Raw genomic sequence first — 16,132 nt, 5'->3', positions numbered from 1 at the left:
AATCAAAAGATCATGAAGAAATATAAAATATTATTGGGAGGCTTAATCTCTGCGACTTTATTGTTTTCCGGCTGTCAGGATATAGATTTGTTACCTAAAGACAATTTGCCTGACGAGCTTTATTGGAAAACTCCGGAGGATTTTATGAAAGAAGCAAATTGGCTATATTCCCGTACGGAATCATTCGATACCAAGGATACGGATAGTGATATAGGTTATGAGATGAGTGAGAATACAACAAGTAACGGGACATTGATAGCACCGAATAGCGATACAGACTGGTCTGATCGTTTTGAAGATTTGCGCCATTGTAATATAATTATTGAAAAGGCAGCGCTATATGAAGGGGATCAGGCTGAGATAGAACGCTATGTGGCTGAGGCACGTTTTTTTAGAGCTTACACGCATTGGCGTTTGATGAAAAAATTCAATGATGTACCTATTTTGACGAAAGTGCTGGATGTCGAGTCTTCGGAGTTATATGGTAGTCGTGACACTCAGGAAGAAGTCGAGAACTTTATTTTGTCGGAGTTGGATGCTGTCTGGCAGTCGTTACCATTGCAGAGTGAATTAACATCCGAAGAAAAAGGGCGTGTCACGCAGGGGGCAGCTCTGGCTTTGAAAGCAAGAGTGGCATTGTTCGCCGGAACCTGGGCAAAATATCAGCAACATCGTTCAGACTATCAGCAATTATTACAACAGGCGATTGATGCAGCGCAAAAAGTCGTTGACAGTAAAGAGTATGCGTTATATGAAGGTTCCGGGGATGAAAGTTATCGTTATTTGTTTATCGATGCTGGCGATGATTCTCCGGAAGGTATTTTGGATAGCCGCTATTATGAAGATATTCGCTATCATGGGACAGCCCATTCTGTTTATTGGGGTTGGAGAGGTACGCCGACGAAGAAATTGGCAGATATGTACCGATGCAAAAGTACCGGTTTACCGATTGAGAATGCTGATTCCGAATTTAAAGGTTATGCGACAATTGAAAGTGAATATGAAAATCGGGATCCGCGTATGAAACAAACATTTCTTATGCCTAAAACCATTTATTGGAGTCCGCAGATCGGAACAGATTCTTGTACAGCATCATTTACAGTGCGTCCTGAAACTCGTACAGGATATAAATTATACAAATTTATGGCGGAAACCTCAAATCCATCGGACAAGGATGCTTTCGACTATCATATTATCAGATACCCGGAAGTACTGTTGATTTTGGCAGAGGCTACTTTTGAAAAGGATGGAGCGATTAGTGATGAGTTATTGAATAAGACGATCAATGTTATCAGATCTCGTAAAGGCGTGGAGATGCCTCCGTTAACGAATGCTTTTGTTACAAGTAATGGCTTAGATATGCAGACAGAGATTCGTTGTGAACGTACTATAGAGTTGGCATTCGAAGGTTTCAGGCGGGATGATTTGAGACGTTGGAAAACTGCCGAAAAAGAATTAACTGAAGCTCTTCGTGGTATTAAGCTGAAAGGTTCTGAATATGAAAATCTAAATGTACTGAACGATGGTAATCCGGGTTTGACGGATAAGGATGGTTTCTTAATTGTAGAACCAGCCGAAAATCGTCATTTTGAAACTCCGAAGCATTACTATTATTCATTGCCTTTGGATGAACTATTCTTAAATCCGAATTTGGCACCGAATAATCCTGGTTGGTAATTTGATTTGTTTTAGTTTTGTAGAATGAAAAATATAACAACTAAAAACTTGTTAAAAGGCTGTTTGGTCGCATTGGTTGGGATATGTCTGTCGACTTTTGTTGTTGAGGTGAAGGCTGAGACACCCGTGGTATCGGAAATATCTGTAAAACCAATGCAACTGAATGGGAGTCGGTTTGTGACATTATGTTTCATGATCCGAACTACACCTTGGGAAGTATCTAGAGATGTCAAGCTGCATCCGCGTGATGAGGTGGACTGGCATACACTTGAATCGGTTCGTGATTTGCGTGAATCATTTGCTAAAAATAATCCGGATGGTCGTTTGACATGGGGATTTACATTGAATGCATTGGAAGACCAGCGCAAAAATTATTGTGAAATTCGTGAATATGTGGTGGAATGTCAAAAGAGGTATGGTGATGAAATCTCTTATTTCCCAGGTTATTTTCCTGCCATGTATTTACCCCGCGAACGTATCAACCGTGAAATGTCGGAAGCCATTCAGATTATTTCGAATATGGTTGGTCATGGTTATCGTCCTAAATGTATTATGGGGGGATTCCTTTCTGCAGACAATTTGAAGTATTTGGCTGAAAAAGAAAATATCCATGTAGCCCATGCCGTTATTTGGAGCCAGCATAGTATTGATGGCGGTGGGGCTGATGGCTCACCTTCTTATCCGTTTTATCCATCTACTGAACATTTCTGTAAACCGGCTCAGGGGAAGAATGATTTTATCGATTGTGTCAATCTGGATGGTTGGACAATGGATTTTATCTGTGCCCGTCGTGCAGGACAGAGCGGACATGAAATTACAGGCTATAATAGTCGTCGTGGTGTCGGACCGATCGAAACCTATAAAGGTTGGGGGTTGGATTTAGGACATCGTGAAGTAATGCATACGCAATCTATTCATTTTGACAAAGGAATGGAGCTGAATGGTTTTGGATGGGTTACTAATATTTGGGAAACTCAGATGTATTATGAGTTCGGTAAAGATTTGATTTGCGGAGCTTTAGAGAAATGGGTCGGTGATACAAAAAGACGTTGGCCGGATGTCCATTTTGTAACTTATGGTGAATTTGGTGAATTATGGAGAGCCGAATATAAGTCGAATGACGATTGGAATTATAGATTCATTGAAAGAGGTTCCGGTCTAGGCGATTCTTATAATAATCTGGAAATCCGTTGGTTTATGAACAAGGAATTTCGTTTGGCATTGTTGCGTGACTGGCATAACAAGAAATCTCCTACTTTGGTGATTGATTTTACTCGTTATGATTTACCTGCTGAAGAACCGAAAGATCCCTCGCCTGAACATCCGGTTCGGGACTGGAGTTTGATAAACAGAATCAACCAAAAGAATCTTCGCCCGCAGGATGAACCTAAAGAGTTGAATGCTTTGGATTCAGAGGATCAGGCATTGATTAAAAAGTATTATCCGGAATTATTTTAATAACATATGAAAAACATAAAAACTATACTTTTCTGTTGCTTATTCGCATCATTTGTGTCGAATAATATATGTGCGGAAGGAACTTCTTATAGTTCAGTGGATGCTGATCAATCTAAACTTACTTTAAAAGAGAATCGTTTTCTGACATTTAATACGATTATCCGAGTCAATCAGATTGAAGTGACCAGAGATAAAAGTGTTGGAGAGGATGAACGGGCATGGCATACACCTGAAAGGGTAATACAGTTCCGTGATGCGATTGAAAAAGGTTTTCCCGGTTCTAAGATAACATGGGCATTTAGCTGGTTGGCTTTGCATGACACGACTGCCAATTATCAGAAAATTCGTCAGTTGGTGGTGGATTATCATCATAAATATGGTGATGAGATTACCTTTATTCCGGGTGCTTATTTTGCAAATGCGTATAATTCAACGGAACAGGTTAATAAGGATTTGCATGAAGGCTTACAACGTGTATCGGAAATTGTAGGTGATTCGTACAGGCCCAATAGTATTGTTGCCGGTTTTTTGTCTGCCAAGAATCAGCAATATTTAGCTGAAAAAGAGGGTGTTCATGTTTGTCAGGGGAATATTTGGAGTCAATATGCAATCGACAACCAGGATGGTGACGGGGCGGTTAGTTATCCGTTTTATCCTTCTATAGAACATTTCTGTAAACCGGCTCAGGGAAAAGAGGATTTTGTCGATTGTGTGAATCTGGATGGTTGGACAATGGATTTTTTAGCTGCCCGTCGTGAAGGTTTTGCAGATGGATTTAACAGTCGTATGGGAGTCGGTCCGATCGAGACATTGCGAGCTCACGGGGATGATAAAGGTTTACAAGAGATGATGCACTCAACTGCAATTCACTTTGATGATGGTTTCAAGAGAAATGGTTTTGCATGGGTGACAAATTGTTGGGAGCTCTCTTTGGATATCGATACAAAAGGACTGACAAAATGGTTGCAGGAAATTCGGAATCGTTGGCCGGAAGTTAAATTTATTACTCAGGGTGAATTTGGATTGTTGTGGAGATCTGAATATAAAGAGAATAACTTTGATTATCGGTTTTATGAAAAAGGTTCTGGAATTGGCGGTTCTGACGCTGATAAAGAGATTTATTGGTATATGAATAAAAGTTTCAGATTGGCTATTTTAAAGGATTTGAATACGCAAAAAGAGCAGATTATCGATTTTACTCGTTATGATGTAAAGGCGCAGGAACCAAAATCCGGATCTACTCGTAACTGGACTTTGTTTGGTGATATTAATCAAAAGCAAACTCGTAAACAAGATGCTCCAATTTCTAAGAATCAACTATCTGAGGAACAGAAGGCGCTGATCCTTAAAGAAGGTATTAATCTTGGTTTTTAAAAAGAAAAACAATAGCATCTACTAAAATAATCAGGCAGGATCGATTGATCCTGCCTGATTATTTTACCCTGGAATGATTTTATACCCTGCTGCCGTCAACGTGTACTGTATCTGGTCGATATGTTCCTGGTTGCGGGTTTCCATTTCCAGACGGAGATAACAACCGTTGATGTCGGCTGTATGGCTGACCCGTTCATGGTGAACGGATACTACATTCGCTCCTGTACGGGCAATGATCTCGGAGACATGTTGCAACTGTCCGGGTTTATCTACCAGTTCGATAGTCATGGTATAGGAACGGCCGGATTTCTGTAAACCACGTCCGATAACGCGTGACAGGATCGTAACGTCGATGTTACCGCCCGAAACCAGGCAGATCGCCTTTTTCCCTTTGATGGGAACTTTATTGAACATCGCAGCGGCTACAGCTACCGCACCGGCACCTTCTGCAATTAGTTTATGCTGTTCGATCAATGCCAGGATCGCTGTCGATATCTCGTCGTCATTGACCGTAACGATTTCATCCACATACTTACGGCAATACTCGAAGGTATGCTCGCCCGGTTCCTTCACGGCAATGCCGTCGGCTATGGTACGGACGAACCCCATACGCTCAATTTTGTTATGTTCGATCGAGTTCAGCATACTTGGGGCACCACTGGCCTGTACACCGTATATTTTTACGTTCGGATTCAAATGCTTGATCGCAAAAGCCACCCCGGAGATCAGTCCGCCGCCACCGATCGGTACGATCACAGCATCCAGTTCCGGTAGCTGTTCCAGTAATTCCAGTCCGATTGTACCTTGTCCGGCAATAACGTCTTCATCGTCAAAAGGATGGACGAAGGTGTATCCCTTTTCATCTCTTAATTTCAACGCCTTCTGGTAAGCATCGTCATACACGCCTTCCACCAGGCAGACATCTGCTCCATACCATTTGGTGGCTTCTATTTTAGAGATCGGAGCATTATCCGGCAAACAGATAAGGGATTTGATACCGTGAGTGGTCGCAGCCAATGCAACTCCCTGGGCGTGGTTGCCGGCAGAGCAGGCTACGACACCTTTTGCTTTCTCTTCTTCTGTAAGTTGTGAGATTTTGAAGCAGGCGCCACGGACTTTAAATGATCCTGTGATCTGTAAGTTTTCCGGTTTCAGATAAATATGTGACTCCGGATTGATATTTGGTGCACTGATCAAGTCTGTGCGACGGATAACCGTTTTCAGGGCAAAAGATGCCTGATATATCTTATCGAGTGTGAGCATGAATGTAATTTTGAGGGAGCAAATATAGCCAGAAATCAGATATCTCACTGAAACTGGAATGCTTTTTTATTATCTCGCCAATATTTCGTATATTTACACGCTGGAAATTGTTTTCCGGTTAGAGGCTGAAAAAGAAGAAAGAGCACCATATAAGTATATGAAACCAGAGGATATTGAAGAATTCACAGAGGAAAACGAAAACGAGGAAATAGAGCAAACAAATACAGATTCTCAGGAAAACGGGCAATCTGATGCTGCTACACATTCGGAATATAAAATACCCGGGAAGGGCGAAGGCCGTGTGTCCTATCATCTGTCAGGGATGTATCAGGATTGGTTTTTGGATTACGCTTCGTACGTGATCCTTGAACGTGCCGTGCCGCATATTAATGACGGACTGAAACCGGTACAGCGTCGTATCCTTCACTCGATGAGGCGATTGGATGACGGCCGGTATAATAAGGTCGCTAATATCGTGGGGCATACCATGCAGTTTCATCCTCACGGAGACCAGTCTATCGGCGATGCGCTGGTACAACTAGGGCAAAAAGACCTGTTGATCGACTGTCAGGGGAACTGGGGTAATATTCTGACCGGTGACGGTGCTGCTGCTCCCCGTTATATCGAAGCGCGTCTTTCTAAATTTGCTCTTGAAACAGTATTCAACCCAAAGACAACCCTTTGGCAACTCTCCTATGACGGACGTAACAAGGAACCGGTCACTTTGCCGGTGAAATTCCCGTTGTTGCTGGCCCAGGGGGTGGAAGGGATTGCTGTCGGTCTTTCTTCTAAAATACTTCCGCACAATTTTAATGAATTGTTGGATGCCTCAATCGCTTATCTGAAAGGGGAGGAATTTGCTTTATATCCGGACTTCCAGACAGGTGGCTATATCGATGTCTCTAAATATAATGACGGCGAACGTGGTGGCTCGGTAAAAGTACGTTCCAAAATCACGAAGCTGGATAACAAAACTTTGGTTATCAGTGAAATTCCTTACGGAAGGACAACCTCTTCCCTGATCGAGTCGATCCTGAAAGCAAACGACAAGGGTAAGATCAAGATCAGGAAGGTAGACGATAATACGGCAAAGGATGTAGAGATTCTTGTGCACCTGGCTCCGGGCGTTTCCTCGGATAAAACGATCGATGCGCTGTATGCCTTTACCGATTGCGAGATCAGTATTTCGCCCAACTGCTGTGTGATCATGGACAACAAGCCTCACTTTCTGAAGGTTAGTGATGTGTTGCGCCATTCGGCAGACGATACGCTGCATCTGCTGCGTACGGAACTTCAGATCCAGAAGGCCGAGCAGGAAGAAACCTTGTTCTTCGCCTCTCTTGAAAAAATCTTCATTGAAGAGCGTATCTATAAAGATGCCGAGTTTGAAAACTCCAAAGATATGGATGAGGCGGTTGCCCATATCGACTTGCGCCTGACTCCGTTCAAGCCTGATTTTATCCGGGAAGTGACTCGCGATGATATCCTCAAACTGATGGAGATCAAGATGGGACGTATCCTGAAATTCAATTCGGAAAAGAGTAATGCCCTGATCGCCCAGATCCGCGAAGAAATAGAGCGTATCAATCACCATCTGGATAACATTGTCGAGTATACGATCAACTGGTTTACCATGTTGAAAGAAAAATACGGCAAGAACTATCCGCGTATGACCGAAGTGCGCAACTTCGATACGATCGAAGCAACGAAGGTGGTGGAAGCGAACGAAAAGCTATATATCAACCGTGCGGAAGGTTTCATGGGTATGAGCCTTAAAAAGGACGAATATGTTTGTAATTGTTCGGACATAGACGATATCATCCTGTTCTACCGGAACGGAACTTATAAGATCGTAAAGGTCAGCGACAAGATGTTTGTCGGGAAAGACGTTTTGTATGTGAATGTCTTCAAACGGAACGATACCCGAACCATCTATAATGTTATTTACCGTGACGGAAAAGTCGGATTTAATTACATCAAACGTTTTGCCGTAACCGGAGTGACCCGTGATAAGGAATATGACGTAACTAAAGGAACGGAAGGTTCACGTGTACTGTATTTCAGTGCGAATCCGAATGGAGAAGCCGAAACGGTTAAAGTAATCCTGAAGCCGAAGCCACGCCAGAAGTTGCTTGTCTTTGAAAAGGATTTCAGTGAGATTGCTATTAAAGGACGTGGTTCGATGGGTAATATCCTGACGAAAGCGGATGTTCACAAGATCAGCCTGAAACAAAAAGGTAGCTCTACACTTGGAGGACGTCAGGTTTGGTTCGACTGGGATGTGTTGCGTCTGAACTATGACGGCCGTGGTGATGAACTGGGTGAATTCCAGAGTGACGACTTGATCCTGGTAATCTTGCGTAATGGTGATTTCTATACGACGAACTTCGATTTGAGTAACCATTACGACGACAATATACAGATTATAGAGAAATTCAATTCCAATAAAGTCTGGACAGCGGCTTTGTATGATGCTGACCAGAAATATCCTTATCTGAAACGTTTTGTGCTGGAAGCCGGAAGTAAGAAACAGAACTTCCTGGGTGAAAATCCGAAAAGTCGTTTATTGCTGCTTACGGATGAGACGTATCCGCGCATTGAAGTGGTATTCGGCGGGCATGACGATTTCCGTGAACCGATGGTATTGGATGCCGAAGAGTTTATCGGCGTGAAAGGTTTCAAGGCGAAAGGAAAACGTATCTCTACATTTGATGTGGAGACGGTCAACGAACTGGAGCCAACCCGCTTTGCCCCGGCGGAACAACCGGGCGGAGATAACGGAGAAACTCCTGATAATAATGATGCCGGACAGAATGAAAGTGATTCGGATATTATAGACGAGATAACCGGGCAGATGAAACTCTTTGACGAATAGCCTATGAAGACGGTTGCCTCTCTGATGATTTTGTTCTCTTGTCTGGTGTTTCCCTTAGCGGCCCAGACGGACGAAAGTGAGGAGGATGATATTCCGCGGTCAGTGAATGAGGCAACGATGATCGGAGTGGGTGGGTATAATGTAATGGATACGTATCTGACTCCCGGAATAGAAACTAAATATACGGGGTGGGGACTGAGGATATTGAACGAACGGATGAAAGTTGTCCGCCTGGCGAATTACAATGTCTCGCGGCAACAATTCCTTAATGTCGAGTTTGCCTCCACCCGGAATGCAGCCGATGTTGCAACTGATTATATCGGCTTCGTGGATTACTCGCTTGGATATCATTATCGTTTTACGAATATAGTACCGAACCTGAAAGTGCTTGCCGGTGCTTCGGCGCGCTTGTCGGGTGGTTTTATCTACAATACCCGTAACAGCAATAACCCGGCTTCGGGAAAGGCCGATCTGGATCTGAACTTTTCTGCTATGGGTATTTATGGTTTTAAAATCAGGAATTATCCCATAACTTTCCGTTACCAGATGGAGATACCTTTTATCGGTGCTTTGTTCGCTATCCATAAAGGGCAACCTTATTATTATCTTAGTCAGGGAGACCGTGGTGGCGTGATCAAATTCAGTTCGCTCCATAATAAATTCGCGATGAGGAATTACTTTACTTTCGATTTCCCAGTAGCGAATTTTACTGTCCGGGCGGGTTATCTGAACAGTATGTACCGGACAGATGTAAACGGGGTTAAAACGCATGTACTATCCAATTCATTTATGATCGGGCTGGTGAAGGAGTTTGTTTCTTTTGGAGGAAAGCGCCTGAAAAAGACGCATGAGTACAGCAGTGCCTACTATTAAGAACGGAAGATGAAGTTACGCATCATATATTATTTGTTGTTGGTCGGTATTCTTTTTTCGGCTTGCGAAAAGGCGGATAAATATAACCCTTCTCCCCGCGATAACTTCGAGGCTCTCTGGCAGATCCTGGATGAGAACTATTGTTTTTTTGAATTTAAGGATATCGATTGGGATGAGGTGCACGACCGTTACAGCGTGCAGATCAATGAGACGATGAGCCAGTATGACCTGTTTGAAGTCTTGGGTAAGATGTTGGCAGAATTGAAAGACGGGCATACCAATCTGTTCTCTTCCTTTGATGTGGCGCGTTATTGGGCCTGGTATGAAGATTATCCGGCGAATTTCAATGCAGAGATACAAAAGAATTATCTGGGGACAGATTATAAAATTGCCGGAGGATTGAAATACAAGCGTCTGTCCAATGATCAGGTTGGCTATGTATATTATGGTAATTTCTCCAGTGGAGTCGGCGAGAGTAATCTGGATAACATGTTCATTCATTTTAAAGATTGTAGGGGGCTGATTCTGGACGTACGTAATAATGGAGGAGGGGCCATGTCTAATTCCGACCGTATCACCCAACGTTTTCTGGAAGAAAAAATACTGACCGGTTATGTCACTTATAAAACAGGTAACGGCCATACGGATTTCTCCTCTCCCTATCCTCTGTATCTTTCGCCTTCCGACAGGCTTCGTTGGACTAAGCCGGTGATTGTTCTAACAAATCGCCAGTGTTACAGTGCTACGAATAATTTAGTGAGTATCATGCGTTTATTACCTCATGTGACAGTTATGGGAGATTGTACCGGAGGTGGTAGCGGCTTCCCGTTCAGCTCGGAGCTGCCTATTGGATGGGGTATCCGTTTTTCTGCCTGTCCCATACTGGATGCAGACAAAAAGCATACAGAGTTTGGCATTGAACCGGATGAAAAAGTATCCATGACCGAAGAGGATATGAAAAAGGGGAAAGATACTATTATTGAGGCTGCTATCGGACATGTTTTATCTACAGCCGATTAACCGGAACCTAACAAAAATAAAATCTCCACTGAAATACTTGCAAATTAATAAAAAAGACTTACCTTTGCACCGCAAACCAAATGCGGCTGTGGTGTAATTGGTAGCCACGCCAGACTTAGGATCTGGTGCTTCACGGCGTGGGGGTTCGAGTCCCTTCAGCCGCACAAAATGTAAAATCCTTCTGAATTCGTTCGGGAGGATTTTTTTGTTATACACTGTTTATTAAGTGATTACAGTATCTTCTTCCTTCTTTCTGAAATAGATAAATCAGGTCGAAATAATACTTTTCAGGTGCCAAATCGGGGATTAGGTACTAATAAATAGGAAGGCAAAAAAGTGATTTGTGAGTAATCCTATTTGATTTTTCCATTTGAACACGTATTTTTGTATCAAATGATTAAGAAGATATGAAATCAACGGCTGAATATGTAAACATCTTGCGTGATTATATGGCGAAGAACGCTTCTAAATATAGCATTATTCGTATGGGGATATTTGGCTCTGTCGCCAGAGGAGAGCAAACAGAGGATAGTGATGTTGATGTTTATCTGGAGACTTCAAAACCAAATATGTTTGCTTTAGTTCATATAAAAGAAGATTTACAAAACCTGTTCGGTTGTAATGTTGATATTGTCCGATTGCGTGACCAAATGGATTCCTTTTTGAAAAATCGAATTGAAAAGGAGGGTATTTATGTGTGACAGAGTTAATCCGTTCTTCTTTAACGAAAATACAGACAGCTTTAGACAGAATATTAAAGAGGTCGGAAACGATACTTACTCCAGATGATTTCTTAACAACACCTAGTGGAGTTGAGAGATTGATACACAAATAAGATTGAAATAAATATTTTCATCAATAGATGCTACATTAACAAAAATAATTTACCACTGTCGTCAATGCTTCGGTGGCTCATCTTTGTTAATCTATTCGTCGTTTTTAATTTCTAAATGATTAATAATGAGATTGATATTGAGGATTTACGAACTTCCGAAAACAAGCAAAGGGATACTTTACTCCCATTTGAGAGCAAGTTCCCCCTTGCTTATGATTTCCTTTAATTATCAAATGGTAGTAATAATTGGCGATAAACAGTTTCGTTAATATCGTCGATTTAAGGTAAGTGTCGATTTATATGAATTAAGTGCTTCTAATACCATTTTATCTTTACTAAATTCTAAAATAGTACGTTTACTAAAAAGAGGTCCGTCCTCTATATTCATGATTTTACCTTCAATGGAATAGTTAAACTCATAGACCTCGGTTCCGAATCCGTCTTCCCGAAGAATATATTGACCATTCTGTGTATCAAAGAATTGCATCTCAATATTTATTGTCCTTAGAATTTTATCTCCATCGGTTACGAGATTAACTCCCTCCCATGTCGTCTGTTTCAATGATTCAGAGTCAAATCTAAAATCATTATTATTACTGCAAGAAGTAGATGCGATTGCCAAAAATAGTATTACAAATGTTCTGAATAAATTTTTCATGTAACTATATTTTAATTGATAATAATTCAAGGAATAATACTACCTGCAAAATTAGAGAACATGAATAAAAAAAAGCTTGAAATACTTCAAGACTTTCATTTTTGCCGTAGTTTTCTCCGTATATGGCTGACGGTTTCAGGTGTCACACTAAGAAACGAGGCTATCTCTTTTAAAGTAATATGCTGAGGGAGGTTTGTACAGCGTTTTAGTAGCGCAACATAACGCTGCTCTGCTGTCTCACAATAAAAGCCAAGTAGCCGTTGATACATTTCTACAAATATTTCTTCTGCAACCAATCTACCAAAACGTTGAGTATTTATGTTTGTTTCCCAAAAATCATTCAGTTCTTTCATAGATAACACACATACAGAACAATCTGTAACAGCTTGAATATTAGTTAATGATCCCGTATGCTTAATCAGTGATGGGTAATCACACACAAACTCTTCGGTAAAACTATAACCGACAATAGATTCGTTACCGACAGTATTAATACGAGTATATCTAAAAAGACCACTTTCGACAAATCCCACATACTTACATGGTTCATTTTGTCTAACAAAATAATCCTTCTTTTTAATCTCAATAGACTTTCCCTTTTCCAAAAAGTACTTTTCAAATTCTGAGAAGTCAATCTCATTTATGTATTCATTGAAGTTCACCATATTGTAATCCGTTTATATTTGCAAAGATATGATTTTTCAATAGTGGAGGCTTCGGCAAGTATATCTAAAACCACATTTTGAAAAAGATGTATTGAATATTTACTATGACTATGTAGAGGAACAGGCTTTAATAACTCATTCTGTTGCTTATTATTATGTAGTCCGTATGTTGAAACAGATCAATGGTAAGATGGCAACACGGACTTTTGAAGTAAAGTTGTGGGATTTGACAAAATGAAATAATAGTGCTCCTATTTTCAATAAAAAAGATTTTATTATAGACTTATTTGTAACTTGTGTGTTGTGCTAAATTAGTATTATAGAAAAGTGCTGGATACAATATTTAACAATATTTTTTAGGTATATGACTTTTGTAATTCGTTTAAAAGGATTTTACATCTCGTTTAAAACGAGTTTTTTTTCATTTTAAACGAGATGGAGATTTATTTAAAGGAAAATTATTTGTTAATGAATGTTGATTTTGGCCTTTTTAGAAGTTATTTTGTAGTATAAAAGCATGTTGAATAACATTTTTTTGTTCTATAACATGGTGAATGAGTGTTGTAAGTAAATTGACAATATGTGGTATGTACGATAAATATTTGGTCGATTGTTTTGTTTTATTTGATATAGGTGGCATAATGCTGTTCTATTTGATTAGAGCAAGGTGGTTATGTTATTTCTTAAGTTGCTGACAGTGGCATAAAAGGCAACAGGTGTTGATTCTCTCCCGTACAGCTTTTTCATAGGTGGGTTGAATTGACAGTTTGATATTTGTGAGTCCTTCATAATAATATAACTCAAGTACGGATTACACAGATTTCATTGTTCTGATCAATAAACAATTTGTCAAATCCGTATAATCCGTGCCTGTAAAAAAGTATAAAGAGGCTTTTGGGGTAGTCCTTTATTGTTTAGGGCTATGCAATTAATTATAAAACATCAGGCAAATATCACAGGGTAAATGGCTGATTGCTTCCGCTTTTATATAACAACTGGGTGCTGTCCATCTATTTTTTACATAGTCATAGTTCTGGGTTATCTCCAGATAAGAAATGAATTTTGTTACATATTCATTCTTATCAGGGAATAAATATACGGACTGGCATTTACCTTCATCGCTAAAAAGACAGGTTATCGTAAACTCTTCCTGGTCAAATCGTATCTCAATCGATTTTTCTTCCACATCTTTTTCGAAATAGTCAATTAAGCAATATGGATAGTTTCTATATTTCTGTCTGATTTCTGGTAATGACAGATCTAATAAAGAAGTAATTTGTTGCAGTAGATAGTAATAGCTTTTTATACCAATTATATTATTATTGTCCATATGAATACGTTCCTTTTTATGCCTGATCCGGAAGAATCAAGCTTCTATTAATACTATGATATTTTAATTACCTGTATTATATAGGCTTATTTGTTTTCTACTGGTGGACAAAACAAATAACAACAGGAACGTAATGCAAATATATGATTTAGAATCAAAAAGATTAAGTCAATCCGGCTTTTTTTATACATTTGTGTGTTTAATGTTGTACATAATCAAGCATAATGAAAGACTCGATAGCTTATCTGCCGAAAGATAAACAGGACGATTTGGGATTTCTGGTTAAAGAGATACTGAAAAGATTACCTCAGGCGGAGTATATTATTCTGTATGGTAGTTATGCTAGAGGTAATTATGTGCGTCGTAGCGTACGAATTGAAGACGGTGGTATTCCTACAGTCAAGATATCTGATTACGATATCTATGTGGTAACAAGCGGTTTCAACAATAAAAAGGCAGAAACGGTACTGGATAATGTAGAAGATATCTTCTTCTCCGGAAAAGATTTCGATCGCGATACGCCTGTTCAGTTTATCACTGATGATATTAAGGCGTTAAATAAGTATCTCGAAGAGGGTCGGTATTTCTATACCCAGATTAAACAGGAAGGTATTGTTTTGTATAACAGTGGTAAATACAAATTATCACGTAGAAGAAAACTGAACTTTGCGGAAATAAAGGAACAGGCGCAGGAGTATTTTGATGAGAAATTTGAAAAGGGAAATTTCTTTTTTGATGATGCTGTAACGAATAAAGGAAGAGAGAGATTTCAAATGTCTTCATTTTATTTACATCAAGCTTGTGAGAATTACTATTATGCCATTCGTTTGACTTTTACTTTACGAAATAACAAACAACACAATCTTTCTAAGTTATCTTCTTCTGTAAGGCGCTATGCCGATGATCTGGGGACTGTGTTTCCACAAAATACACCTGAAGAAAAACAACTTTTTGTACTTTTAAAAGCAGCCTATGTGGAAGCGAGGTATACCCCGTATTTTGTAGTAACGAAAGAGGATATCGATACCCTTATCCCGAAAGTCGAATTGCTCAGGGATATTGCGAAACGGATTTGCGAGGCGAAGATAAAGGAGTATGGGGAACAGAGTACTATATAGATGATACCAGCCTGACCCCTGTACAACGTTTAAGTATTCTCGAAGAGCCGTAACGGTTTGTAGAGATTGTTAAATCTATATGTGAAAAACAGTTTATTAACAACAACAATTAAACAGCAACAAAATCATGAAAAAAGAGATTTTATTTATACTGCTCAAAGACTTTGCCGATTGGGAAGGCGCGTATATTGGCCCGTACTTAAATTTCGGCTGTGGGCCTGATATTAAGAGTAAATATGTGGTCAAAACGGTGTCGGTGACAAAAGACCCTGTCATTTCGTGCGGTGGTTTCAAGATATTGCCCGATTACAGCATCGACGATATTCCTGCCGATTATGCGGGAATCGTATTGATCGGTGGTATGAGTTGGTTTACCCCGGAAGCCGAACTGATTGTACCGTTAGTAAAAAATGCCATCGAGAATAAGAAACTGGTTGCAGGTATCTGCAATGCTTCTGTTTTTCTGGGGATGCACGGGTTTCTCGATGAGGTGAACCACACCAGTAATGCATTGGAATACATCAAAGCGTTTGCCGGAGCAGGCTATAAAGGTGAATGCCGCTATATCGACAGCCCGGCAGTAAGAGATGGTAACATTGTAACAGCCAACGGATTTTCTGCACTGGAGTTCTGCCGTGAAATACTCTATGCTTTGGATGCATATACTCCGAAAATGATAGAGAAAAGCTATCGAATGAATAAAACAGGCGTTTGGGAAGCACCTGAGGTAGAATAAACATGAAATACTTGGATCAAGAAATAGAAACGTAATGCAAGTATATGATTTAGAATAAAAAGATTAAGTCAGTCCGGCTTTTTTTATACATTTGTGTGTTTAATGTTGTACATAATCAAGCATAATGAAAGACTCGATAGCTTATCTGCCGAAAGACAAACAGGACGATTTGGTATTTCTGGTTAAAGAGATACTGAAAAGATTACCTCAGACGGAATATATTATTCTGTATGGTAGTTATGCTAGAGGC

The 16,132-nt window shown here is 40.1% G+C and carries 14 protein-coding genes and 1 tRNA gene; 11 read left to right on the top strand and 4 right to left on the bottom strand.

The window, feature by feature from the left end:
* The first annotated feature begins 12 nt into the window (after positions 1 to 12).
* Genes DWW23_RS10385 through DWW23_RS10375 form a run of 3 tightly spaced genes read left to right on the top strand, consistent with a single transcriptional unit; the run spans position 13 to position 4,509 of the window.
* Positions 13 to 1,677, top strand: coding sequence for a RagB/SusD family nutrient uptake outer membrane protein (locus DWW23_RS10385; RefSeq protein WP_122353211.1), 1,665 nt, complete (start codon positions 13 to 15; stop codon positions 1,675 to 1,677).
* Positions 1,678 to 1,701: 24 nt separating this feature from the next.
* Positions 1,702 to 3,135 (top strand): DUF3863 domain-containing protein, encoded by a 1,434-nt coding sequence (locus DWW23_RS10380; RefSeq protein ID WP_122353210.1) that lies wholly within the window; start codon positions 1,702 to 1,704, stop codon positions 3,133 to 3,135.
* A 6-nt stretch (positions 3,136 to 3,141) separates the two neighbouring features.
* Complete coding sequence (locus DWW23_RS10375) at positions 3,142 to 4,509, top strand: DUF3863 domain-containing protein (protein WP_122353209.1); 1,368 nt, start codon at positions 3,142 to 3,144, stop codon at positions 4,507 to 4,509.
* A 63-nt stretch (positions 4,510 to 4,572) separates the two neighbouring features.
* Here DWW23_RS10375 and ilvA read toward each other — a convergent pair whose 3' ends face one another.
* Complete coding sequence (ilvA, locus tag DWW23_RS10370) at positions 4,573 to 5,772, bottom strand: threonine ammonia-lyase (protein WP_122353208.1); 1,200 nt, start codon at positions 5,770 to 5,772, stop codon at positions 4,573 to 4,575.
* A 277-nt stretch (positions 5,773 to 6,049) separates the two neighbouring features.
* On the opposite strand from ilvA, the gene DWW23_RS10365 reads away from it, so the two are divergent.
* The 5 genes from DWW23_RS10365 (at position 6,050) to DWW23_RS10345 (ending at position 11,241) form a co-directional block, all read left to right on the top strand.
* Positions 6,050 to 8,647, top strand: coding sequence for a DNA gyrase/topoisomerase IV subunit A (locus DWW23_RS10365; protein ID WP_370449256.1), 2,598 nt, complete (start codon positions 6,050 to 6,052; stop codon positions 8,645 to 8,647).
* 3 nt (positions 8,648 to 8,650) lie between these two features.
* A complete protein-coding gene (locus DWW23_RS10360; RefSeq protein WP_122353207.1) occupies positions 8,651 to 9,520 on the top strand; it encodes a DUF3316 domain-containing protein in 870 nt (289 codons plus the stop codon).
* Positions 9,521 to 9,529: 9 nt separating this feature from the next.
* Positions 9,530 to 10,540, top strand: a complete 1,011-nt coding sequence (locus DWW23_RS10355) for a S41 family peptidase (protein ID WP_122353206.1) — start codon at positions 9,530 to 9,532, stop codon at positions 10,538 to 10,540.
* An 82-nt stretch (positions 10,541 to 10,622) separates the two neighbouring features.
* Positions 10,623 to 10,704 (top strand) — tRNA-Leu (locus tag DWW23_RS10350).
* A 243-nt stretch (positions 10,705 to 10,947) separates the two neighbouring features.
* A complete protein-coding gene (locus tag DWW23_RS10345; protein ID WP_122353205.1) occupies positions 10,948 to 11,241 on the top strand; it encodes a nucleotidyltransferase family protein in 294 nt (97 codons plus the stop codon).
* 399 nt (positions 11,242 to 11,640) lie between these two features.
* Here DWW23_RS10345 and DWW23_RS10335 read toward each other — a convergent pair whose 3' ends face one another.
* Together DWW23_RS10335 and DWW23_RS10330 are read right to left on the bottom strand one after the other, a co-directional pair.
* Positions 11,641 to 12,033, bottom strand: coding sequence for a hypothetical protein (locus DWW23_RS10335; RefSeq protein ID WP_122353204.1), 393 nt, complete (start codon positions 12,031 to 12,033; stop codon positions 11,641 to 11,643).
* Positions 12,034 to 12,128: 95 nt separating this feature from the next.
* Complete coding sequence (locus tag DWW23_RS10330; protein ID WP_122353203.1) at positions 12,129 to 12,698, bottom strand: Crp/Fnr family transcriptional regulator; 570 nt, start codon at positions 12,696 to 12,698, stop codon at positions 12,129 to 12,131.
* 91 nt (positions 12,699 to 12,789) lie between these two features.
* Between DWW23_RS10330 and DWW23_RS26425 the strand changes: the two genes are divergently transcribed.
* The gene (locus tag DWW23_RS26425) at positions 12,790 to 12,936 is read left to right on the top strand and encodes a hypothetical protein (RefSeq protein WP_158583172.1); all 147 of its coding nucleotides are present in this window, start codon (positions 12,790 to 12,792) and stop codon (positions 12,934 to 12,936) included.
* 690 nt (positions 12,937 to 13,626) lie between these two features.
* On the opposite strand, the gene DWW23_RS10325 is transcribed toward DWW23_RS26425, so the two are convergent.
* Entirely contained in the window at positions 13,627 to 14,028 is a 402-nt protein-coding gene (locus tag DWW23_RS10325; protein ID WP_122353202.1) for a hypothetical protein, read from the bottom strand.
* A gap of 224 nt (positions 14,029 to 14,252) precedes the next feature.
* Between DWW23_RS10325 and DWW23_RS10320 the strand changes: the two genes are divergently transcribed.
* Both DWW23_RS10320 and DWW23_RS10315 read left to right on the top strand, forming a co-directional pair.
* A complete protein-coding gene (locus DWW23_RS10320; protein WP_122353201.1) occupies positions 14,253 to 15,146 on the top strand; it encodes a HEPN domain-containing protein in 894 nt (297 codons plus the stop codon).
* A gap of 127 nt (positions 15,147 to 15,273) precedes the next feature.
* Positions 15,274 to 15,882 (top strand): type 1 glutamine amidotransferase family protein, encoded by a 609-nt coding sequence (locus DWW23_RS10315; RefSeq protein WP_122353200.1) that lies wholly within the window; start codon positions 15,274 to 15,276, stop codon positions 15,880 to 15,882.
* Positions 15,883 to 16,132 lie beyond the last annotated feature (250 nt).

Source organism: Parabacteroides sp. AF14-59 (genome assembly GCF_003479515.1).
GTDB lineage: Bacteria > Bacteroidota > Bacteroidia > Bacteroidales > Tannerellaceae > Parabacteroides > Parabacteroides faecis.
Note: the sequence above shows the minus strand (reverse complement) of the source record. Positions and strands in the feature narration are given on the sequence as shown.